At 68.1% G+C, this 22,970-nt stretch carries 18 protein-coding genes; 5 read left to right on the top strand and 13 right to left on the bottom strand.

Annotated elements, in window-relative coordinates; genetic code table 11:
- Positions 1-43: 43 nt before the first annotated feature.
- Positions 44-958 (bottom strand): phosphorothioated DNA-binding restriction endonuclease, encoded by a 915-nt coding sequence (locus OID54_RS02530; protein ID WP_329013260.1) that lies wholly within the window; start codon positions 956-958, stop codon positions 44-46.
- 351 nt (positions 959-1,309) lie between these two features.
- On the opposite strand from OID54_RS02530, the gene OID54_RS02525 reads away from it, so the two are divergent.
- Both OID54_RS02525 and OID54_RS02520 read left to right on the top strand, forming a co-directional pair.
- Positions 1,310-4,237 carry an ATP-binding protein gene (locus OID54_RS02525; RefSeq protein ID WP_329013257.1) on the top strand — a complete coding sequence of 976 codons (2,928 nt, stop codon included), beginning with the start codon at positions 1,310-1,312 and terminating at the stop codon, positions 4,235-4,237.
- 143 nt (positions 4,238-4,380) lie between these two features.
- Complete coding sequence (locus tag OID54_RS02520; RefSeq protein ID WP_329013254.1) at positions 4,381-4,881, top strand: hypothetical protein; 501 nt, start codon at positions 4,381-4,383, stop codon at positions 4,879-4,881.
- A gap of 69 nt (positions 4,882-4,950) precedes the next feature.
- Here the strand turns inward: OID54_RS02520 and OID54_RS02515 are convergent, their stop codons facing one another.
- Entirely contained in the window at positions 4,951-7,137 is a 2,187-nt protein-coding gene (locus tag OID54_RS02515; protein ID WP_329013251.1) for a terpene synthase family protein, read from the bottom strand.
- Between the two features lie 381 nt (positions 7,138-7,518).
- Here OID54_RS02515 and OID54_RS02510 point away from each other — a divergent pair, with 381 nt between their 5' ends.
- Positions 7,519-8,835, top strand: a complete 1,317-nt coding sequence (locus OID54_RS02510; protein ID WP_329013249.1) for a hypothetical protein — start codon at positions 7,519-7,521, stop codon at positions 8,833-8,835.
- 293 nt (positions 8,836-9,128) lie between these two features.
- On the opposite strand, the gene OID54_RS02505 is transcribed toward OID54_RS02510, so the two are convergent.
- From OID54_RS02505 to OID54_RS02480, 6 genes are all read right to left on the bottom strand, one after another.
- Positions 9,129-9,542: an SRPBCC family protein gene (locus OID54_RS02505; RefSeq protein WP_329013246.1), complete on the bottom strand. Its 414-nt coding sequence runs from the start codon at positions 9,540-9,542 to the stop codon at positions 9,129-9,131.
- 345 nt (positions 9,543-9,887) lie between these two features.
- Positions 9,888-10,109 carry a DUF6480 family protein gene (locus OID54_RS02500; protein ID WP_329013243.1) on the bottom strand — a complete coding sequence of 74 codons (222 nt, stop codon included), beginning with the start codon at positions 10,107-10,109 and terminating at the stop codon, positions 9,888-9,890.
- A gap of 186 nt (positions 10,110-10,295) precedes the next feature.
- Positions 10,296-11,945: a phytoene desaturase family protein gene (locus tag OID54_RS02495; RefSeq protein ID WP_329013240.1), complete on the bottom strand. Its 1,650-nt coding sequence runs from the start codon at positions 11,943-11,945 to the stop codon at positions 10,296-10,298.
- Positions 11,946-11,994: 49 nt separating this feature from the next.
- Positions 11,995-12,450: an SRPBCC family protein gene (locus tag OID54_RS02490; RefSeq protein WP_329013237.1), complete on the bottom strand. Its 456-nt coding sequence runs from the start codon at positions 12,448-12,450 to the stop codon at positions 11,995-11,997.
- Positions 12,451-12,627: 177 nt separating this feature from the next.
- Positions 12,628-13,515, bottom strand: coding sequence for an SDR family oxidoreductase (locus tag OID54_RS02485; RefSeq protein WP_329013234.1), 888 nt, complete (start codon positions 13,513-13,515; stop codon positions 12,628-12,630).
- 179 nt (positions 13,516-13,694) lie between these two features.
- Complete coding sequence (locus tag OID54_RS02480; RefSeq protein WP_329027221.1) at positions 13,695-14,789, bottom strand: glutamate--cysteine ligase 2; 1,095 nt, start codon at positions 14,787-14,789, stop codon at positions 13,695-13,697.
- Between the two features lie 289 nt (positions 14,790-15,078).
- Between OID54_RS02480 and OID54_RS02475 the strand changes: the two genes are divergently transcribed.
- Positions 15,079-15,480, top strand: coding sequence for a DUF6479 family protein (locus tag OID54_RS02475; RefSeq protein ID WP_329013231.1), 402 nt, complete (start codon positions 15,079-15,081; stop codon positions 15,478-15,480).
- A 249-nt stretch (positions 15,481-15,729) separates the two neighbouring features.
- Here OID54_RS02475 and OID54_RS02470 read toward each other — a convergent pair whose 3' ends face one another.
- Positions 15,730-16,554, bottom strand: a complete 825-nt coding sequence (locus OID54_RS02470; protein WP_329013228.1) for a tyrosinase family protein — start codon at positions 16,552-16,554, stop codon at positions 15,730-15,732.
- A 16-nt stretch (positions 16,555-16,570) separates the two neighbouring features.
- The gene (gene melC1 / locus OID54_RS02465) at positions 16,571-16,981 is read right to left on the bottom strand and encodes an apotyrosinase chaperone MelC1 (protein ID WP_329013225.1); all 411 of its coding nucleotides are present in this window, start codon (positions 16,979-16,981) and stop codon (positions 16,571-16,573) included.
- 714 nt (positions 16,982-17,695) lie between these two features.
- Here melC1 and OID54_RS02460 point away from each other — a divergent pair.
- Positions 17,696-17,953, top strand: a complete 258-nt coding sequence (locus tag OID54_RS02460) for a hypothetical protein (RefSeq protein WP_329013222.1) — start codon at positions 17,696-17,698, stop codon at positions 17,951-17,953.
- A 166-nt stretch (positions 17,954-18,119) separates the two neighbouring features.
- On the opposite strand, the gene OID54_RS02455 is transcribed toward OID54_RS02460, so the two are convergent.
- The 3 genes from OID54_RS02455 to OID54_RS02445 form a co-directional block, all read right to left on the bottom strand.
- Entirely contained in the window at positions 18,120-19,145 is a 1,026-nt protein-coding gene (locus tag OID54_RS02455) for an ABC transporter substrate-binding protein (RefSeq protein ID WP_329013220.1), read from the bottom strand.
- A gap of 272 nt (positions 19,146-19,417) precedes the next feature.
- A complete protein-coding gene (locus OID54_RS02450) occupies positions 19,418-21,160 on the bottom strand; it encodes an ABC transporter ATP-binding protein (protein ID WP_329013217.1) in 1,743 nt (580 codons plus the stop codon).
- Positions 21,157-22,959 carry an ABC transporter ATP-binding protein gene (locus OID54_RS02445; protein ID WP_329013214.1) on the bottom strand — a complete coding sequence of 601 codons (1,803 nt, stop codon included), beginning with the start codon at positions 22,957-22,959 and terminating at the stop codon, positions 21,157-21,159. Before OID54_RS02445 ends, OID54_RS02450 begins: the two co-directional genes overlap by 4 nt.
- Positions 22,960-22,970: the final 11 nt, after the last annotated feature.

Raw genomic sequence — 22,970 nt, 5'->3', positions numbered from 1 at the left:
CCCTCCCAGGCCACCACCGACGCGAAGTGGCGTCCCGGCCGGCTCACCCTTGGTAGACCTGCGCGGTGTGCCACCGGACATGGGCGGGAGCGACCACGGCCGTGTGGTCGCCCGGGCCGTTGAGCGACCGCCCCGCGAGGTCGAGGACCTGGGTACGGGCGGCCTCGCTGTGTCCCGCGAAGCGTTGGGAGACGATGATGCGAAGCTCCGCGGAGAGGCCGAGTACCCCCTTGTCGAAGAGCCGATGGTGCAGCGTGCACAGACACAGTCCGTTGGACACGTCGTTCGGTCCGTCGAACGCCCACCAGCGCACATGGGCGGCCTCCAGGCCAACCGGCCGCTCACCGATCCGACCGTCGAACCCGCAGAACGCGCATCGCCCGCCGTAGGCGTCCAGGACGCGTGTACGCATGGCGCCGGCCCCGTGGCGCAGTTGCCGCATCCCGAGGGTGTACGCCACACCGAACGCATCGTCCCCGTGCACCAGCGGCCCTGCGGGCTCCCACCCGGTGGCAGCCACGATGTCCTCGTACAACGACGGAGCGAAATGCCGCTCAAGCAGGACGCCCACCAAACGGTGCACCAGTTCGGGGTCGGCCGCCAGTGCCGCCCTGAGTTCGGGTGCCAGTCGACCTGCGGCCCCGCTCTCCCTCAGAGCCCGCTCCCCGGTACCGGGGCTACCTTCACCGCTGTCGGTGCGCACCACCCATAGTCCGTCGCTCTGGAGATGGTGGAACGGATACGCGGGGGTGGTGCGTCGTGCCGGACCGAACTCGGCCAGCAACCGGCGCAGATCCGATTCCACCTCCGAGTACCGCAGCGACTCCGCAGCGCCGCGCTGGAATCGGGCCAACGCGTACAGCAACAACAGGGGTTTATGCGGAGCTCGCTCGCCGCCCCTGGCCCATTGGCGCAACGAGCTGAAGCTATTGACCCACTGTGTCGACGACGCATCCACCTCCGCAGGGTACCGATACGGGACACGACGCTCGCCTCCCATCCGGGCCCCGTTGTGTTGCCCGTCTCCTCTCCGCGGTCGCCCCTCGCTGCCGCCGCACGGACGCGACAACGACCGCACAGACGCGACAACGAACGCAGGGACGGGCGGACCCCCTCCCACCGGACCGCTCGGACGACGCAGTACCCCGCGCCCGGGGCACACCGTGCCGGGAAACCCTTTCCCAGCAGCCCATTTCTGCCGGGGGAGGTCCCTGAACCCGCCCGCTGGCGTACGCTGATGTTCCTCAAGGACGTCTGTCCCGGCAGCCCCCGCATCATGCCGGGTGCACGCCTGGTCATGGGGGTTTGCATGACGCGACGTGTTGGCGCGGTGAGGCGCCGACTCTTCGAGCGCGAAGCGGAGTTGGCCGCCGCCGACGAGGCGCTGGACGAACTCATAGGCATCCCCCCTGACGGTGGCACCGGACACCCGCGCGGGGCCCTGCTCGCCTTCGCCGGACACGCGGGTCTCGGCAAGACGACGCTGCTCACCGAGGTCCGCCGCCGCGCCACCGCCCAAGGGTGCACCGTACTGTCCGCCCGCGGTGGGGAGCAGGAGCAACAGGTCGCGTTCCACGTCGCTCGCCAGCTGATACAACCGCAGCTCGCAGGTGCGTCCGAGGCCGCGCTGCGCATGCGCCTGGGCAGTTGGTACGGCATCGTCGGCCCGGCCCTCGGACTCTGCACCGCAGAGGCGGGCTCGCCACCGGACCCCCAAGGACTGCGTGACGGCCTCGACTGGGTCCTCACCCATCTGGCGCTCCAGAAGGCACCGCTCGTCCTCGTCCTCGACGACGCCCACTGGGCCGACCCCGAGTCCCTGAGCTGGCTTGCCTCCTTCGCCCCTCGGGCCGAGGACCTTCCCATGCTCCTCGTGGTCGCCTACCGCCCGGAAGAACTGCCCGACCACGCAGACCAGTTCCGCCATCTACCGGGACGAGCCGGACAGAGACCGATAGACCTGGAGCCCCTGACGGTCTCCGCCGTGGCCCGGTTGGTACGCGAATGGCTCGGCACCCACGCCGATGAGACCTTCTGCCGCGAATGCTGGGCGGTGACCGCGGGCAACCCCTTCGAAGCCATCGAACTCATCGCCAAGGTACGCGACCGCGGCATCACACCCACTGCATCCGGAGCCCGCCTCCTCCGTGATCTCGCAGCCGCAGTCAAGGGCAGCGGACTCATCGCCCGGCTGGAACGCCTCGGCCCCTCCACGGTTCGCTTCGCCTGGGCCGGTGCCGTGCTTGGCACGGAGATCCCACCCGCCCTCGCCGCCGCCGTGGCCGGTCTCGGCACCGAAGCAGCCGCAGACGCCGCCGACCGGCTCCGAGACGCCAGGGTCCTGACCGGCACCGAGACCCTGGAATTCGTCCATCCGCTGATCGCCACCGCCGTCTACCGAGCCATCCCCGACGGGGTACGCGTCGCCCTCCACGGCCAGGCCGCCTGGTGCGTGGTCGATGCCGGCCTCGGATCTGCGGCTGCCGCCCGCCACCTCCTGGAAACCCACCCCGAAGGCGACCCGTGGGTGGTCCAGCAACTGCGGGAGGCCGCCCGCGAGACCCTCCGGGCCGGAGCCCCCGAGGCGGCCCGACGGCAACTGGCCCGAGCCCTCCGGGAACCCCCGCCCCCTCAGGAACGGGCCGCCGTCCTTTACGAACTTGGCTGCTCCTCGCTCCTCACCGAACCCGCGACCACGGTGAACCATCTGCGGGCAGCTCTCGACGAACCGATCGCGGACCCGGCACTGCGCCAGGGGATCGTCTACCGGCTCTCGCAGGTGCTCGCGCACTCCGACCGGATCGGTGAAGCGTCCGAGATCCTCGCCCGAGAAGCCCGGCTCACCAGCGACCCGCGCACCCGGCTGCGCATGCGGGCCGAGAAGTTCATGTGGGACGCGTTCCGGGCCGAGGAGCCCGAATCCCCCGCCCGTTCGCGCCGGCTGGCGAAGCTCGCAGATCGGCTCACCGGACGCGATCTCACCGAGCGCTACATCATCGGACTGAGGGCCTGGGACGCCACCCTGCGGGGCGAACCCGCCCCCGTGGCCCTCCACCACGCCGAACGCGCACTCAAGGGCGGTCTGGGCTGGGCGGTGGAGGACCGGGGGTTCGAAGTGCCCGCGCTGGTGGCCCTCACCTTCCTCTTCGCCGACCTCCCGGGGCGCGCCGAGGAACTGTTCGCGGCGGGCACCGCCGAATTCGAACGTCAAGGATGGCGCGGGGCACACCTCTCCTTCGCGTACACCCTCCTCGCCTACATTCGCTTCCGCAGGGGGCGTCTCGCGGAAGCCGAGGACTTCAGCCGGGCCGGGCTGCGCCTGGCGGAACGGGTGGGGCCGCGCACCCCGGCGGAGTGGTACGCGGTGGGAACACTCGTCGAGGTGCTCCTTGCACGCGGTTGCATCGAGGAAGCCGCCAAGGTCGCCCACGACCACCACTTCGGCGATCCCTTCCCGGCCGCTGTGACGTTCCCGGACTCACAAACCGTGTACGGCGAACTCCTCCTCGCTCAGGGACGCACCAAGGAAGCCGCCGCGGAGCTGGCCGCCGTGGGTCGCCGCCTCGACGCCCGGGGCATGCGCAACCCCGCCTGGTGCCCCTGGCAACTCCACCTCGCGCTCGCAGAAGCACACCACGCACCGGAACGCGCCAGGTTGACCGCCCTCGACGCGGTCGAACGAGCCCGACGCTACGGCGCCCCATCCGGTGTCGGCATGGCGCTCCGCGTGGCCGCCGAGGTGACGGGCGGTAGTGAACGCCTCGCATTCCTGGAGGAGTCCGTCCTCCAACTGGAGGGCTCCCCGGCAGCGTACGAACTCGCCAGGGCGCTGATCGCCCTCGGCTCCCAACAGCGCAGATCGGTCCGCCACCAGACCGTAGCCACCCACCTCCAACGGGGCCTGGAGATCGCCGGCCACTGCGGCGCCGATGCGCTCGCGGCGACAGCCCGTACCGAACTGGCCGTCGCCGGATTACGTCCCCGCTCCTTGCACGCCATCGAGAGCGACGCACTCACCGCACGGGAGCGCACGGCCGCCACCCTCATCGCCCAGGGGCACGACAGGGCAGCCGTGGCCGCTGCGCTCCACACCGACGAGGAAGCAGTACGCAGACTGCTCTCGGCCGTCTACCGCAAGATGGGCACCTCCGAAGCGGGTCTCGCACACTCTCTCGCCGCACCCCCGAGCACCCCTGGGGAGAACACGCCCGACATACGGATACTGAACGACGACTGACCCGCCTTCCAGCGGGCTCAGGCACGCTGTGGCGGTGGTCCCACCAGGAGGTCGTACAGCACACTCGACCGGGATGGCCGATCGGCACCACGGGCCCGCCGCTCGGGGTCCTCTCGGCCTCTTCGGCCACGTACCATGGCGCTATGTCCTTCCTCCGCCGCCGCAGCGCCGCCACACCCGCGGGCCCGGACTTCGATGTCCTGGCCATGGACCCGGGGGACTGGCCCGGCAATCTCGGTGCGGGCCTCCTTCCCGCACCGGACGGCACCTGCCAGGGTGTCTTTCTGCGATACGACCTCTTCGGCGGACGCGGTCCCGCGATGATCATCGGCAACCTCCCGCAGGGCTCACCGGCCCGGGAGCTGGAGGAGGGCCAGGTTCCGTTCGAGGTGGCCCAGCTGCTGCTCGCCCTGGAGAACGACGAGCCCGTGGTCGTGGTGGACACCGAGGACGTTCCGGTGATGCAGGGCGACAACCTGCTGATCGTGCGCAAGATCAAGCTCTCCGAGAGCCGGATCTCCTGTGTGCAGTTCGACCGCAGTGATCAGGTGCTCGTCACCATCGCCAGTTGGGACCGGCCGATCACCGACGACCTCTATGCCCTGCTCAAGCCCCTGCCCGCCGAACTCTTCCAGCAGGGTTGAAGCCCGCCCGGCGCGAAGAGCGCCGGACGGGAGCGCGCCGTGGATCGGACTCCACGGCGCGGTGGTGGGTCAGCGGGCGAGGAGGGTGGCGACGCGCGCCGCTGTTGTGCCCAGACCCGTCGGCGCACCGAGCAGTGTGGTGCCCGCCCCGGAGTGGACGTCACCTTCCTCGTAGCGCCGGATGGAACGGTGCCAGTTGAGGATCCCCGCGAGCCAGTCCTCGATCTCCCGGACATAGGTGTCGAGCGCAGCCCGCCCGGCCGTGTCCAGGTCGAAGTCGTCACACAACAGGGGGAGTGCGTGCTCCTTCATGTGCAGGAACTGGCGCATCCGCCCCTTCATGAGGTCGTCCACGATCGTGACGGCCGAGGGGTAGTCGCAACCGAAGAAGGTCTGCACCACCAACACCGCGTTGTGCACTTCCCCTTCGACCTCGATCTCCTTCTGGTAGGAGAACAGGTCGTTGATCAGACAGGCGTAGTCTTGGGCCGCGTACTCCAGACTGCGTAGCGTTCCGCTGGTCAGCAGTTCCGCCGGGAGTTGGCCTTCGTGGCGCAGTTTGGACAGCAGCATCGTCAGGTCCGAACCGAAGGTGATGCGCCGCATCTCCAGATAGTCCACGGGGTCGGGCACCCGGTGCTGGGCCTGGTTGTGCAGCTCCCACAACCAGCTCTCCAACATCGTCTCGATGGATCGGCGCAGTTGGTGTCGTGCGTCGATGCTCATCGGCTCGGCCGTACGCCGCCACAGGTCTGCAAGGGACCGCTCCATCGGACTCACCGCCAGGGCGGTGGCCGCGGCGGGATCGTCCACCGGCATACAGGTCAGCAGCCTGTCGTGATTCAACTTCGCGCCGATGAGATTGCGGGGACGGCCGAAGATCATCGGGTAGTAGTCGTCGCCGTAGGTGCCCCAGGTCAGCCACTCGGCGCTGAGTTCCAACTCCTCCGCGGTGGCATCCGGGTCCAAGCCGGCCGAGCACAGGGCGAAGTCGTACCCGCGCAGCATCGGCCCGTCCCAGATCTCGCCCAGCAGGCCCATCCGATCGGCCCAGGCCACCGACTTGTCGAGCGCGTCCTGATGGTGCGGGCTCAGTGTGAGCGGGAACGGCAGATCGAACTCCGGGAGCAGCGAGGCTCCGACGCGTCGGTGCGGGACGTGCGTGAGCGACCTCAGCCGGGCGGTCGCAGGCCGCCCGAACAGCGTGGTGATGTCCAGGGCCGAAGTCCCCAGTACGCCGGAGAACATCGACCTGGGCCCGACGGCTCCCTCGTTCATATAGCGGCTGGAGCGCATGTGCCACTCCTGACCGCCTGACTGCCAGTCCTGAAGCCCCTTGACGTAGGCGGCGATGGCCGCGCACTCCAGGGGGTCGAGCCTCTTCTCCAGGCAGAGTCCCGGCACTTCGGTGATTGCGGTGTTCTCGAACTGGTGGAGCCGTGAGGTGAGGAGGTCGTTGACGGCCTCCGCCGCCTCCTGGGTGGTGCAATCGAGGAAGGTCTCCAGTACGAGGACCCCATTGCTGAGCTCGCCTTCGTCCTCCACCTCGCGCTGGTAGGAGAACAGGTCATTGCGCAGGTGCACCGCGTCGGCGAACGTGTCGGTCAGTACCCGCAGTTGGCGCGAGTGCGCCACCGCATCGGGGACCTCCGCGCCCGCCGCGTACTCCACCAGCCCCGCCGACCAGGGTGCGCCGCCCACCTTGCGGCGCATCTCGATGTACTCGACGGGGTTGGAGATCCGTCCCTCATTGATGTTGGACAGTTCCCACATCGACTCGTTCAGCAGGTTCTTGGTGGACTCGGTGAACCGGGCACGCCATGCGGGCGACATTCCGGGGACCGTGCGCCGCCAGAGATCGGCCAAGCCGGCCTCTACGGGGTTGGTCGGCTCGGGCACCGGCTCGGACGGGTCCATGGGCATGAAGGCGGGCAGGCGATCGAGGTACGCCTTGCCGCCCTCGCGGTCCTGACTCCGCTTGAAGATCTCCAGGAAGTGGTCGTCGAAGAAGAAGACCCACACGTACCAGTCGGTCACGAGCGACAGTGCGTCGGCGTCGCAGTCGGGATGGGTGTAGGCGCACAGCAGCGCGTAGTCATGTGCTTCGAGGTCGCTCTCCTCCCACACTCCCGAGCCCTCCAGCATCCCCATGCCCCGCGCCCAGTCCCGGGTGTGCGCTCGCGCAGCCTCGACATGGGGATTGAGACGGGCCGGATACGGCATGTAGAAGTCAGGCAGGACGAAGGGCTGGGCCATGCGTGCTGGGCCTTTCGGTTGGTGCGAAAGCTACGGCCCAGCCCTACCCGTAGCCCGAACGGCCCACGCACACCAACTAATAGTCACATTAATGATCGATCCCACTTCGAACATGGGTCCCTGGCTCTTGGCTTGTGGACAGTGCCGTGCAGGCGCGTCAGGAATGCATGGACCCAAACAGGCAGCGGCCTTCGAAGAGTTCCAGGACCGACAGCCCCCGGTCGGCGAGTAGCAACCCACGGAAGCCGGTGCGCCCCGGCGACGAGCCCGGCCGTTCGCTGCGCATCGGGGTGACGCAGAGAGGGGGAGCGGGACGGGATCGGTGTTCTGCGGAAGGTATGGAGCCCGGCTGGTGTGTGGGGGTGAGAGACAGGCGAGGCGATGACCGAGGTGAGTGGAGCCGTGGTGAAGGCACTCAAGACCGCTGTCGAAGAGCTGGTCGGTGCCAAGCCGGACGACGGTGGCAACGGATCTCCCTCGTCCGTGATGCCATTGACCGAACAGCCTGTTGCCACGGACATGAGCCTGGACCCCGGCGGCCTGAACAGTGTCGCGGGCAAAGTGCGGGACAGCTACCAGAAGACCTGCATGTGGATCCTGAGCGTCTTCGCCGCCTTCGGCCTGCTGATCTTCGGCTCACTGCCCTTCACCAACATCGGACAGGTGGACGGATCCGATAGGTGGTGGCTCTGGGCGGGCCTGGTACTGGCCTCCGCGGGCATCGCGATCGCGGTCGTCGCGGCCACCGCCGTGTTCGGACCGGTTGTCACGAGCCTGGGCATCCTGGCCGAGAAACTGTCGGCGATCAGGCCCATCGAGAACCCCCAAGACCCGCCCCAACCGGAATGGTGCACGCGGGTGTTCAAGCCCAGGAAGAGCGCCTGTTGGGTGCTGCGGAACATGCTGGAGGGGAACGAGGCCGCGGCCCACCTCGGCCCGAACGTCCCCACGGTCAAGAAGCTGATCGAAAAGCTGGGTGTATTCGACGAACGGCAGCTCACCAGTGCAAGGGCCGAAGCGGGCAATCGGGCGCGGCTGGCCGCACTTGACAAGGCCGTCGAAGCCCACGTCACGACGGTGAGGGCGCTGGAGGAACGCCTGAATGCGATCGGCCATCCCAAGTCCGACAAGGCCGGGAAGGCCCTGCGGGCCGCCGTCCTGGCTGCTCTTGACCATGAAGTCCAGGCCGCTTCCGTAACGGCCCGCAGACGTGCCATCGCTGCCAGGGAGATGCCCGCGGCAGCCGCGGAACTCGCCCAGCGCAACACCGATATGCAGGAGTACCTCGGACACCGGCAACTGGTGCTCACCGAGGCCAACGTGCTCCTCATGCGAGGCAACTTCAGGCTGGCTCGCAAACTGATCGTGCTCGGCGCCGCCTGCACCCTGGTCGGCGCCGCGCTCTACGCATCCGTGCTGCCCGCCGACGAGGACGACAAGAAGGACGAGAAGCCGTCGAGCACCGCGTCCTGGAAGCGATACGTCAACGCGACCGTCCAAGTCCGAGCCGGCACGGCCGCTGCACGCCAGCTTCCCGCCGGGTGCGCGGACCGGACGCTGGAGGCACTCAGAGTCGCCGAGGGCTCGGTGCCGGAAGCGGCCGGGCCCTACACGGTCGTGATCACCACGGAGGGCTGCCGGGGCACCGTCACGGTCCCGGTTGATCAGGGCACCATCGACTCCCCGGCGCTCCCTTGATCAGCATGGCCTGGGCTCTTGGCCCGAGTGCAGCAGACGCTGCCCGCTCGTCACCCGGGGGTGCGCACATGCAGCCCCTTGGACCATAACCTCGGGGCGCCTACGCGGCGGGGGTTAGCTTCCGCAAAGGAGTGCGGAGTTCGTGCTCGTAGAAGTCGAGGAAGCCGTCCGGGACGGTTCAGTCGTTGTGTGGATCGTCGGCGGTCTTCTTGGAGAGTCCGGCCGGACCAGAGCGCTGCCAGTCTCGGCAGATCCTCGGCGGCTATGTGCGCCGGCCGGCCCGTCGATTGAGGTCAGCCAGCGGCGTTGTCGACCCGTAGCCGAACCTGTTCCTCCAGCCGCTTGAGGCTGCTGTCGAGGGCGGCTTCAACGGCCCGCTCGCCCGGGTCGTGGCTGTCATCGAAGAACGCCAGATGGACGGTCACCTCGCTGGCACCGCCGTCGTGTTCCGAGACCCGCAGCCAGCCGGTGTAGCCGCCTTGCTCGCGGGTTCCCCATTCGAGCCGCAGCCGCTCCTTCTGGACACGCAGGACCGCTGCCGTGTCCTCGTCGGTACGGTCCTCGTGCACGGTGACGGCGGGCAGGTCCCCCGCGGTCACGTGCAGATCCCGCGGCAGCCAGGCACCCAGCCTGTCGACATCAGCCGCCTGGTCAAAAACATGCTCCGGGAGTGCGGGCATCGTGCGTGAACGTTCGTACTCGGTCATCGCGCTATCGTTCCTCGGCTCGGGGACCTGCCATCACACGCATGCCCGGCTTGCGGAAGCCGAAGCCGCAGCATCGCAATTCCACCCATTCGCCGGCCGGCCAGGTCGACGTAATCCGACTTCCCCAGGATCAACTGCACACCGGCAAGCGTTGCCGGCAGTGAGACAGCTACGCGCTGACTCGTCGGTTCGCGAGGTCAGGGCCAGAGAGTGTGTTGCGCAACGGTCGCGCTGGACGCTAATGAGGCCGTAGTGGCGCGGGGGTCCCTCGCTTGTGCGCCACTTGCTCCGGGGGCTCTCCGTGGGAGAAGGCGCGGAGCCCTCATCGCCCGTTTCGGCCGCGGCTCAGAGCATGAGGATGATGGCGTAGGCCAGGAAGAACGCAGCGAAGCAAGCCGCGATGGCCAGGATGATCAGAAGAGGGCCCTTGGCCCAGCCGCGACTTGTTTCCTGGCGGGGGCCGGTGCCCGAGCCCGTACTCGATTCGGCGGGCGGAGTCTGCCCGGGAGGCACTCCGCCGCCGGGCTCCCCCGGATCCGGTTTGGGATCAGTGTTGTCGAAGCTCACAACGATCCCCTACCCCGCACGGAACACAACGAACGGTCGCGCTCGCGGAAATGCTGCAAACGGGCCGATACGGTGGGCCAAAAGAGTCGCGATGTCGTCGGGGCCGACACCGCGGTGGACGATCTCACGTCCTACGGCACCGGAGGAGTTACCGGTACTGCATGACACGCTGAGTGCCACCATCGGTTACGGGCCGGCCTGGGAGCTCGGCTCCTGACCGGGGTCGCCACCGCGGTCTCGGCGGGCGAGTACGCGCTGGGTACGGGTGAGGACACCGCCGGGAGCCCGTTTGCGGAGCGCCGCGCGGGCGGCGTTGGCTCCGGGTGCGCCGTGGACACCGCCGCCCGGGTGGGCGCCGGCGGAAGCGAGGTAGAGGCCCCTGATGGGGGTTTCGGGTCGACCCGTGCCGGGGACTGGGCGGAAGAGAAGCTGCTGGTGGAGCGCTGTGGTGCCGCCGTTGATCGCGCCGTTGTGCAGGTTGGCGTTCATCGATTCCAGGGTGGGTGGCGCGAGGATTCGACGGGCGGCGATGTGCGACCTGAAGCCCGGTGCGTACCGCTCGATCTGTGCTTCGATCCGATCCGCCATGATCTCCTGCTCGTCCTCCTTCCACACTCCGGTGAGATTCCTGTTCCCGGCATCGCCCTTGGTGCGGTGCGGGACGTGGGTGTAGGCCCAGGCGGACTCCGTACCAGCGGGGGAACGAGTCGGGTCGGCCGTGGTCATCTGGCCCAGCAGGGCGAACGGGCGATCGGGGATCTGTCCCATCGCGAGTTGCGCCGCGAAGCGCGTCAGGTCGTCCATGCCGTCGGCGATGTGTACGGTGCCAGCCGTCCGGGCTGCTTCGGCGGTCCACGGAACGGGACCGTTCAACGCCCAGTCGACCTTGAAGGTGGCGAAGTCCCATTGGAACCGATGGAGATCCGCCAGGAGTTGGCTCGGCAGGTGGTGTTCGGCGACCAGATCGCCATAGAGCGCCGGTACGGACACGTCCGCGAGCACTGCCCTGCCAGCGGGTACCGTTTCCCCGCCCGCGGTGCGTACCGCCCGGGCACGGCCGTCGTGCACCACGATCTCGACCACCCGTTCCGAGCAGCGCACTGCGCCGCCACGGTCCTCCAGGCGTCGTACCAGGGCCGCGGTCAGGGCCCCGGCGCCGCCGACGGGCACGGGGAAGCCGTAGGTCTGGCCGAGCATGGACATCAGCCAGCCGAAGCCACCGCTGCCCGCCGCCTCAGGGGCGAGATCGGCATGGAGGGCGTTGCCCGCGAGGAGCAGTCGGCCCGCCTCACCGTTGAACTCCTCCTCTCCCAACCGGCGTACCGGCAGCAGCATGGTGCGGGCGAGACGAAGTCCGCCGGCTCCACGCAGCCGGGCGGCCAGACGGACAGCGGGGCGCAACGGAGGGAAGGGAGTGAATAGGGAGCCGAGGATGTCGGGTCCGATTCGTCGCCAGACCGCGCACAGCTCCTGCCAGGCGGCACCGTCGCCGTTGGCGAATGAGTCCAGGCCCGCTGCCGTGTCGCCGGTTTTACGTTCCAGGACCGCACAACGGCCGTCGGCCAGAGGGTGGGCCAGCACCCGGGGAGCATGGGCCCACCGCAGGCCGTAGGTGTGGAGATTTAGCCCCGCGAGGACGGGCGAGGCGGCAGCCAGGGGATAGAACGCACTGAACACATCGCTCACGAAGTCCGGGTGGACGCCCCTGTCGCTGCGCACCGCCCCGCCGGGCTCCGGCTGCGCTTCCAGAACTTCCACACTCCATCCGGCGTCCGCCAACAGGTTGGCAGCGACGAGCCCGTTGGGCCCCGCACCGATCACCACCGCATCCGGCATCGTCGTCTCCTCTCCTTCGTGCGTCCCTGCTCGCCGTGGGTCCGACCGGTCAGCGGTGCTCGGCCGGAGGACGGGAGGTCTGCTCGACGACGTCGGCGAGGCGGCTGAGCATCCTTCGATTGCGCAACTGGAGCAGGAAGTCGAAGGCCGGATTGTGGAGCTGACCACCCAGCCCACGCAACGGATGCTCGTCCACGATGACCAGGGAGTTCTCGCCCCATGGACGCACCTCGATGGAGATGCGCGCGGTGCCGAGCCGCCCGCTTTCGGCCTCCAGTTCGATCCGGTGCGGTGGGTTCATGTCCCGGACGACCGTCCTTCCGCTCCCGGCCCAGGGCCCGAGTCGGACGGTGTACTCAAGGCTGGCACCGATCTGTGGCCAGTCTCCTTCTGCCGGACGCGAGGAGTCCGGACCGACCACCCACTCGCCGTAACGGGAACCGTTGGCGAGCACTGCCCACACCGCCGCAGGCGGCCTACGGATCAGCCGGTGTCGTACTGTCATAAGACTCTCCAGCAACTCGGCGGAACACATCGTGCACCCCGGCGTCTGCCCAGCCTAGAGCGGACCACCCCCGTCGGCCTCCCGTCCCGAAGTGCGCCGGACGGACACCTCGCGGGTTGTCAGCCGTCGAGGAGTTCGCGGTGCGTACGGCTGTCGACATCGGTAGGGGCAGGTCGGTTAGGGGAGTGGGGTGCCGCCGGTGGCGTTGACGATCTCGCCGGTGATGTAGCTGGCTTGTGGGGAGGCGAGGAAGACGTAGGCCGGTGCCATCTCGGCTGGTTGTGCCGGGCGGCCGAGGGGGGACTGTTTTCCGAATTCGGTGGTGTCGGGCATGGTGGCGGGGATGAGGGGTGTCCAGACCGGGCCGGGGGCGACGGCGTTGACGCGGATGCCGTCCTTGGCGAGCATCTGCGCCAGGCCCTGGGTGAAAGTGGTGATGGCTCCCTTGGTCATGGCGTAGTCCAGCAGGTGGGGGCTGGGTTTGTAGCCCTGTACGGAGGTGGTGTTGATGATGCTGCCGCCTGCCGGCATGTGGGGGATTGCCAGTTTGGAGAGCCAGAACATGCCGTACAGGTTGGTGCGCACGACCCGGTCGAACTGTTCGGTGGTGATGTGGGCGATGCCGTCGGGTTGGGACATCTGGTAGGCGGCGTTGTTGACGAGGATGTCGATCCGGCCGAACTCCGAGACGGCCCCTCCGATGAGGTTCTGGCATTGCTCTTCGTACCGGATATCGCATTCGACCGAGACCGCGGTCTGCCCGGCGTCCTGGACGAGGCGTTCGGTCTCGCGTGCTTCGTCGGCCTCCTCCGCCAGATAGGTGAAGAGGACGTCGGCGCCTTCGCGTGCGTAGGCGAGGGCGACCGCGCGGCCGATACCGGAGTCACCTCCGGTGATCAGCGCCTTGCGGCCCTTCAGCACGCCAGAGCCCCGATAGGTGTCCTCGCCGTGGTCCGGCGGCGGGTCCATCGGCCCCGTCCACCCCGGATGTGACTGCTCCTGCTGCGCGAACTCGGGCCGCGGGTGCTTGTCCACCGGATTGACGGGCGTTGTGTTCTCGGGCATGAGGTGTCTTCCTTCCGTCTGCGGCCACATCGCCGACGCTGCTGTCCGCTGGATGTGAGTACGGTCCGGGGCACCAGCGGGGTCCGCCCAGGCACCGGTCACCATGAGCAGGTTCCCCGAAGGGAGCGAGAGATATCGCCTTGTCCATCGGGAGGTCCTGGTCCATCCGGAGTCCTGGCCTATCGGGAGGTCCTGCGGGCACAGGCTGTGACCATGCCCTGCAGGCTGCCGGTACGGGCGAGCAAGTCGCGTTGTGCCCGGGCGCCGCTGCCGGTCCGCAGCAGCGTGGCCAGTCCTTCCTGCGCCGGCAGGATGTCGTGGCTGTCCTCCAGCGCTTCGCGGACGTGGTCGAACAAGGCGTGCACCGCTGTGGTGGCCGGGGCCGGGCGCATGGTCAGGGGATGGAGCAGCTGGTCCTCCAGACCGGAGCGGGCGGCGCGCCAGGCGGCCAGCCGCAGTAGCTCCACCCGGTGCCGAAGGGGAGGCTCGCCCGCTCTCCACTGGCGCGCGGCTGTTTCTACCAGGGCGCGGGCCAGGGTTGCCACGAGCACGGTGGTGGAGGCATCGAGGCAGACATCGGCGATCCGGAGTTCGACCGTGGGGTACGAGGCGGAGAGGCGCGCGTCGAAGTAGACCATCCCCTCGTCACGAAGTGTCCCCGTGGCGATCATGTCGCGTACCTGGGAGTGGTACCGGTCGGCGGATTCGAAGAGGTCGGCCGGCCCCGCCGATGGCCAGCGTCCCCAGACCCGGCTCCGGTAGCTGCTGTACCCGCTGTCCTTGCCCTGCCAGAACGGGGAGTTCGCGCTGATCGCGAGCAGTACGGACAACCAGGGCCGGATTCGGTCGAGGACCCCGATGCCCTCCTCGTCGGACTCGACCGACACATGCACATGGCAGCCGCAGGTGAGCTGCTCCTGCGTGGTCAACCCGAAGTGCTCCTCCAACCACCGGTGCCGTTCGCCGAAGCCCAAAGAGGGGCTGACCGGCAGTGGTGATGTTCCCAGCGCGGCAACCGCGGCTCCGAGACCCTCTGCATGGCGAGCTGCCTCGGCCCGGCAGTGGTCGATCTCCCGCGCCAGCTCGCCCATATCGGTCTGCGGGCGGGTGGCGAACTCCAACTGCTGCCGGTGCAGCTCAGCCTCGAAGACCTCTTCCTCGGCCCCGTCCGCTTCGCGTGACGCAGCCGCCAGCACGGCGGTGGCCAATGCACGTGGCTCCCCGCTGGACGTGTCCACCAGGAGGAGTTCCTCCTCGACACCCACACTCCGCACCATCACTGCCTTCCCGCCCCAGCCATTCGTACCGAAACTGACATCGGACGGGGCATGAGCCCTTGTCGTCCGGACGCATCCCGGATGCCCCCTCCGAGGGTCTTCACGCAGCGGGCGGGGCGAGAGGGTGGTCAGGGCCCCACGGACGGCTGCCGCCGGGGGCCCACCCCGGGTGAATCTGCTCAATCGCGCAGGTGTGGGCGCTGCGGTGGCGGGCAGCCGCAGTTGTCAGAGACCGTGGTGGTGCGGCCCGTGGGCAGCCCATCCGGGTCGCGGTTCGACCGTATCGATGGTCGGCTGCTCAGCAGCGCTGATGAGTCGGCACTTGGGAGTGATCATGCCTCTGACAGCAATTGATGGTGCCTCGACCATCGGGACGGGCCTCGCCGCGGACACGCAGGGTGTCGCCTGGCTCGGTCCGTTCCTGATCGGGGTTGCGGTCGTCGGACTTCTGATCGGAATGGTGTTCTGGCGGGGCAGGCACGGTCGGCGCCGCCCCCCGCGCCCGGACGAGCAGCCCTCGCGAGGCCCACGGAATGCCTCCGCCCAGGGGACGCCCCGGGCGCACGATGACTTTGGGGCAGAAGGAGAGAGGCTCTCCCCTCATGAGATGGGTGGCTCCGCACATCAGAGCCGACAGCGGGACGAAAACGAGCCTCCGGAGGGCCCGGGGACGCGGCCGGGTGCTTGACCGAGCGATTTCGGGTTGTCCGCCCGGCATCCCTGCGGGTGCCTTCCTGGTGAACGCCTCACCCCCCTGCGCCTCGGCCACCTGCACACCGGGGCCAAGGCCGGCAGAGCCATCCCCGACGCCGATCCAGCCGGCCGGCGGTGGGCTTCAGCCCACCGCCGGCCGGCACTAACGGGTCACACCGAATCGTCTGAAGGGGCTATTCCTGCCCACCCATCGCGAACGTAGCGGCGGCCCGGGGACCACACCTCAGACGTAGGTGTAGAACGGGGTGTGGTCCAGCATGCTCTGCGGGGTCGTGTTGGCCCAGGGCGGCATGGTCTCGTTCAGATCGATCACATCGGGCGTGCCTCCGGCCGGGAGGTAGTGGGCACTGCTCGGGTGCAGCGCCTGCCATTCGGCCCAGAGCTTGTCGACGAACGAGTGGTGCAGCCAGAACACCGGGTCGTTCGGGGAGACGCTCGACTCCATTTGGCCCCAGACCCAGGTGTGCACTCGGTTGTGCATGCTCATATAGCCCGCCGAGCCTTCGAGCGTGGAGCGGAAGCCCGCCGAGCCGTCACGGAAGGGCGCTGAGTCATAGGTGGGCATGGCAAGTGCGGCGTCGACCTCGGCCCGGGTCGGGAGGGTGGGGACCCGGTAGGCGAGATTGCGGGCGAGGAAGGGGCGGGTGTCGACCTGGATGGTGATGGGCCACTTGCCGGCGGAGTACGCGAAGGGGCCGTCCATCACCTGGTCGTCCAGGGCGCGTCCGGTACCGCCGAGGAAGTTCGGTGCCCAGAGCGAGGAGCCGACCGTGTTGTCGGCGGTCCAGTCCCAGTAGGGGATCGACACCGATGCGTCGACCTTCTGGAGTTCCGACTCGAAGTCGATGAGGAACTTCCGGTGCCAGGGAAAGAACGAGGGGCCGAAGTGGCCCACGTAGATACCGGTGTTCATATCCAATGCGAACCGGAGACGGTGGGCGGCGACGAACTCGTCGTACACACCGAGGCGCTTGACCTCCAGTACGGCGTCGACAAATGCCTTCTTCTCGGCGGTCGTGAGGTTCGCCTGGTTCTTGCGTACGGTCATGGCAGCGCTCTCCGGCTCAGACGGTGGGGTCGAAGGGGACGACGGCCGCACCCTTGAGTGCGGTGACCGCGGTGCGAGCGGCCTCGCGCGGGGAGGAGAACCTCTCGTAGTGGTTGATCGGGCTGCTCCAGCCGCTCTTTCCGTGCTGCATCACATGGAGTTCGCGGCCGTCGATCAGAACGCGGTAGCCGGCGCTGTGCCCGGCGTGGGCGTGGGCATGGGCATCGGTCTCAGTGGGCAGGCCCTGGATGCGGCGGCCTCGAAAGACCTCGTCGAAGGGCGCGGGCCCCGCGCCGGCAGCGGGTGGGGCGGCCTTGCCCTTTGCCGGTGCGGTGTTCGCCGAAGCGGTCGCCACGCCGATCAGGGCAACGCCCGCGGCAGCGCTGGTGACGGCCCCGAGGGCCTGACGGCGAGTGAGTCTGGACATGGTGAACGAACCCCCAATAGCACGATTGAGGCGGCCCCCAGGTCGTTTGGGGCCGCCTCGACCATGCCTACACGGAAGTGATCATTCTTAGAAGCAGAGCGATTTTGGTTGGCTGTCATATGGACACGTCTTCGCAGGTCATACGGATGTTGCTGATGTCCGTGCCACCCCGTGCCCACGCTCCGTAGATCGCGGGAGCGAAGATTTCATGGGAGATCCAACCCGAATGCGAAGATCCTTCGGACCTCGTCCAGCCGTCCCACCTCGGGACGACACGTAATGAGCATGGCCTGAAATCGGGGCGTCCCCTCCGCGCGGCGGACTCCATTCGCCGCACTCGGGCTGACGAATGCCAACGTCGGGTGCGGGTATCGTCCGGGGCCGATGCGGCCGGACGGCTGGTCGGTGAGTCATGCCCCACTGGCCCGGGCCAGTCCGCCACCAGCACACGAGGTCTGTACCGGGAATCAATCGTGAGCCCGGGGGAACCCGCAACTCCATGAATAACACGTACACAACCGCTCCTAGCTCGCCGAGGCCCACGGCAGTGTGGTCGCACTGCCCGGGTGCACGGGTGCTGAAAGGGGCCTCGTCACGGTGACGACTGAGCCGCTTCTGATGTCAGGACCGGTCACACCACGGGTATCCCGGCGAAAGCCCTGATACGGCTATCACCTCTCGGAGTCAGGATCGATCAACGATGGGAGAGCAGACATGAGTGACGAGGGCGAACCGATGGGGGAGATGCGGCGAGGTACGGTCCAGCTCTCCCAACTGCGCGAGCGTTGGGCGGACATAGCATGGACCGCCCTGTGTGTCGTGCTCGTACTCTGGGTCGCTCTGAACCTGCTGGGCGTCGCCAGAGGCTGGGAGAACGCTTGGAACTACTGCGCAGTCGGAGTCACACTCCTCGGGATGGCATGGTGGATGCGTATTCTGAGCATCCGCAGCAGGGCGCGCAGGCGAGTCTGACCAGCGACAACGCCCCGACTTGGACAGTAGTGGGGAACTCTCGCGGCATCTTTCGGTGCGAAGTCCCCCGCTGTCGCCACGACCGTCACCACGATCACGACCACGATGGACCAATGCGTCCGGTTCGCCGGGCTGCGTCCAACAGGTCGGTGTGGTGCAGCCGTGCTCAGGCCGAGGGGCTGCGGACGCCCGGAGTTTCGGTCCCGAGGGCTCGCGACCATAGAGCCGGTACGTCCGCATGGGTGGCGGGTTGTGCCTGATGGAACAGAATGGCCGCCACATCGTGCAGAACCCACCACGCACTGAGGATGTCGCTGTTGTACCAGCCGGAGAACTCCACTTCCGCGGTGATCGCTTCGGAGGTGTCGAGCATGGGGCTGTCGAGCACGGACTTTCCCTTGGCGTAGATGCGGTCCACCAGAGCGATCACGATGTCGGCGCCGTGCTCGCCGAGGTTCTCCTCGGAGACTTCGGTGTACCCCCACTCGGACTCGCCGGACTGCACCTCGGGACGGTCCAGACCCAGACGGGTCAGCAGCGCTCCGCATTGAGTGCTGTTGTCGTAGGCGTAGAAGACGGTCGGATACTCCTGGAGGATGGACACGGTCCGCCCCGAGTAGCCGGCACCTTTGATCCGTGCAGCAAGCGTTGCGGTCGCCGTACCGATGCGATTGACGGTCTTCCTGGCCTCGGTCGTGCGCCTGGTCATCGTGCCCATCATCGCTAGCTGCTCCTTGATCTCGGTCCCGTCCTCGATGAGGACGACAGGGGCGATCGCCTTCAGGTGTTTGAGCAGGGCGCGGTGTTCGGGGTGGTCAATGCCGACGATCAGGGACGGTGTGGCGCTGACGACCAGTTCCAGCTTGTGCGCCTCGACGATCTTCACGCCCGCATCAGCAGCTATCCCTTCGCGGGCTTCCTGTCCCTGGTGGGTCCTGGCGGCATGTTCGGGTACGACGCCGACAGCCAGGAGGTTCAGCGCCGTGTACACATCCAGCGCCCAGATGTGTTGATCGGTCACGGGCACGGTGATCCGACCGTTCGCGGCCTTTACTGTCGTTGTGTTGGCCGCTGCGGGCGGGTTCTCACCGGTTGCAGAGCCGCAGCCGCTCAAGATCAGGCCCGTGGCGATGAGTACGGCCCACAGCCCTGCCGTGCGGGTCCGGTGTCGTCGGCTTGTTCGGCGTGGCATCGCTGTCTCCTTTGATGCGGCTCATGGTTGAGTGGTGAGTGCCGGAGCGAGCGCATCGCTGGTCTCCGGAAGCGGAAGCCCACAGGGACGGACGGACCATGAGCCCTGCCTATGGGGTGACCCTTCGTGAAGGCGAACCCGCAGGAGGCGCCCCCGACTGAGAACCTCGTTCCAAGGGCTGGCTCCGCACCCCGCACAGCGGCCGGCCTGGTGGTCCTTGGTGGCGATTCGCAGCGGACGTGTTCGCGAGGGGCTTTCCCCGTGCGCGCGCCTCATCCGTGGTCGGCGATCCGCCAGTGTCGCGCTCGCTCGTTCTGCCGGCTGAGGCGGGCGAATGCCCCGTCCGTGCGCAGCAGCTCCGCCGGCGTGCCGGTCTCGACGACTCGGCTGCCGTCGAGCGAGACCACATGGTCCGCAGCGGCCAGAGTGGCGGGATGATGGGCGATCACGATCACCGTGCGGTCGGGGTCGTCACCGAGGTTGGCGATCGCCTCGGTGATCGCGGCTTCGTTCTCCGGGTCGAGAGCGGAACTTGCCTCGTCGACGAGCACGATGCGGGCTCGCTTGAGGATCGCCCGGGCGATCGCGACACGTTGACGTTCGCCGCCCGACAGTTGGGCCCCCGCCTCGCCCACACATGTGTTCCAGCCGTTGGGCAGTCGCTCGATCACCTCATCGAGTCGCGCTGCCGCCGCGGCCTCCGTGAGCTCTTCCCACGTCGCCTCCGGCCGAGCTAGGCGCAGGTTGTTCTCGATGGTGTCGTCGAACAGGTAGACGTCCTGGAACACGATGGCGATCTCGTCGAGCAAGGCGCTCGGATCGAGTTCACGAACATCGACGCCGCCCACCCGCACCTGCCCTGTGTCCACATCGAAGAATCGCGCGATGAGCCGGGTCACCGTCGTCTTGCCGGAGCCCGACGGCCCGATCAGCGCAGTGGTGGTGCCCGGTCGGCAGTGCAGGGACACCTCGCTCAGGGCGGGGGTGTCACTGCCCGGATAGGCGAAGCTGACGTGTGAGAACTCAACGTCGGTCGTCTCCAGATCGGATATCGGGTCGGCCGGCACCGGCAGCGTGGGCGCAGCCAGCAGGTCCTCGATGCGCGCGATCTGGTTCCTCATCGCGCGCAGGGCCCCGATGAGGTCGATGAGATTGCCGAGTGGCTCCAGGAATCGGGCCGCCAGGACGAGCAGTGCGATGGCCTCGGGAACCGCAATACGGTTGCTGAGCATCAGTTCGGCGGTCAGTGCGAGCACCGCGACGAACCCACCCATGATCACGCCGGTGTAGACGAAGAACGGTTGTCGAGCGCGCCCCATGCCATCCCGGTAGGTGTCGCGGTGGTCCTCAAGCGAGGCCCGCATCCGAGGCGTGCCGTCGGCATGGCCGGCAGCCCGCAGCACCGACTGCGCCTGACCCAGTTCGATCGCCCTGCCGGCGACCTCGGTCGATGCCCGCTCCAACTCGATTTCCGCGATCTCGGCGATGCGTGCGGCGCGGCGCAGCGCCAGGAAGGCGACCAGCGCGATCGCGCACAACAGCAACGCCATCCGCCAGTCCACCGCGAAGGTCACGGCCACGACCGTCGCCGGCAACAGCGTCGAGGTGATCACGGGCCCACCGATCGTCACGGCCAGGTGCGCAGCGTTGCCCACGTCCGCGGTCACCCCCCGTGCAAGCCGCGCCTTGTGGTCGGCGGTGAACCATCCCAACGACAGTGTGCTCACATGGCGCATCAACCGTCGGCGCAGTTGCGCCGCCAGTACGCCGGCCGCCGCGAAGCCCACCGGAGTGGCGATGACAGAGAGCACCGCGTACGTGGCAGCGCCGATGGCTCCGAGCACGAGCCACGGCGTGGCCTCGGCGATGTCGGGTTCGGGCCGTGCGATGGCGTTCAGAACGGGGACGAGGAGGCCGAGCAGCAGTCCCTGGAGGACGGCCTGCGCCGCCGTGAGCAGCCAGAGGCGGGCCAACAGTTGCGGCTCGGGCCAGAGTCGGTACAACCTGCGGATCATGCGGGCACCCCTTCCTGCGCGGCCCACATCCGCGCGTACAAGCCGTCTCGTGCGAGCAAGTCGTCGTGGCCGCCCCGTTCGGCCAGCCGTCCTTTGTCGAGTACGAGGATGTGGGCGGCACCGGCGATCGTGTGCAGCCGGTGGGCGATCACGATCACGGTCTTGCCGACGGCCAGATTGGCCAGGGCGTTCTGAACCGCCTCCTCACTGTCGGCGTCCAGCGCTGCCGTCGCTTCGTCCAGGACGACGATCGGCGCCCCGGAGAGGATCGCCCGAGCTATCGTCAGCCGTTGGCGCTCACCACCGGACAGGCTGCCCCCACCGGCGTCGAGCAGCGTGTCGTACCCGTTGGGCAGTCGCTCGATCACCTCGTGGACATGGGCAGCGGCTGCCGCCTCGCGGACCTCCGCGTCGCTGGCACCGGGGCGACCGATGCGAATGTTCTCCGCCACGCTGTCCCGCAGCAGCGCCACTTCCTGGAACACCAGTGACATCGAAGCCAACAGCTCCGTCGATGGCATCGAGCGCACATCCACACCGCCGATCCGGATCGCTCCGTCCGTGACGTCGTAGAAGCGCGGCAACAGGCTTGCGAGGGTCGACTTACCAGCGCCCGACGGGCCCACGATCGCGGTGACTCGGCCGGAGGGACAGATGGCGCTGACATCCTCGACCGCATGGTTGACTCCGTCGTAGGAGAACGAGACACGGTCGAACTCCACGTCGTGACCGTCTGGCGTGAGCGGTCGCTCGGTCTCGGGCAATGGTGAACGGGACAGCAGACGCTCGATGTTGGCCGCGCCCATGCGCCCCTTGCGTACCCCCTGGGAGGCGGTGACGGCTGGGAGGATCGAGTTCGGCAGACCCACTGCGACGACCAGGAACGCCACGAGATCCGCGACCGCCAGCGACCCATGGTCGACGAAGGCCAGCCCCGAGGCCGTCACAACGGCGAGGACGGCCATCTCCGAGCCGAGCAGCCGTGCTGCCGCCGAGCTGTAGCGCACCTCGGCGACCCATGCTGCGAACGCGTCGGTGTGTTCGTCCACGGCGTCGTCGAAGCGACGTAGGACCCGGCCTCCGGTGCCGAACGACTTGACCACCTGGATCCCATCGGCGTACTCGACGCTGGCCGCGCTGATCCGCGCATCGGCAGCGGTCAACCGACTCATATGGGTCGTCATGGACCGCATCGAGATGCGGTAGCAGACCCCCATCAGGCCCAGTACGCCGAGCACGATCAGGGCCATCGTCACATCGACGGAGAGCAGATAGCCCGCCCCGACGACCATCACCGTGCCCGCTCCGGTCAGTTGCCCCAAGGCGTGGGCGATGACCTCGTGCATCTCCTCCAGGTCGCCTGTCAGCGCCCTCTTGACCTTGCCCGAGCCCGAAGCGCGGAACCAGCCCAACGGCAACGCGCCGAGATGGCGCACGATCCGCGTACGCAGCTCGTGCAGGATCTTCGCGTCCGCGTAGTGCCCCACACGGGAGGACTGCACGAGCAACAGCAGCCAGAGCCCGGCGCCCGCGGCACCGATGCCGACCCAGGTCCAGATGGACTCATGCGCCACTGTCGCGCCGTCGAGCATGAGTTGAGCGATTTCGGCGACGGCGATGTACGGCACGATCCCCGCCGCCGCACCCAGGGCCGAGAGGGTCGCGCAGACCACCAGATGGGTTCGGATCGGAGCGAGCAACCGTGCCAGGGACCCGGGGTTCGCCAGTGCGGCCGACCGGTCGCCGCCCACATCGGCCCCCGAAGCGGGGGCCGCGCGTCCTTCTGTTGTTGTGCTCACGTTCCTGTTCC

Origin of the sequence: Streptomyces sp. NBC_00690 (assembly GCF_036226685.1) — a bacterium.
In the GTDB taxonomy this organism is placed as follows: domain Bacteria; phylum Actinomycetota; class Actinomycetes; order Streptomycetales; family Streptomycetaceae; genus Streptomyces.
The sequence above is the reverse complement of the archived record's forward strand: the minus strand, read 5'-3'. Positions and strand labels throughout refer to the sequence as shown.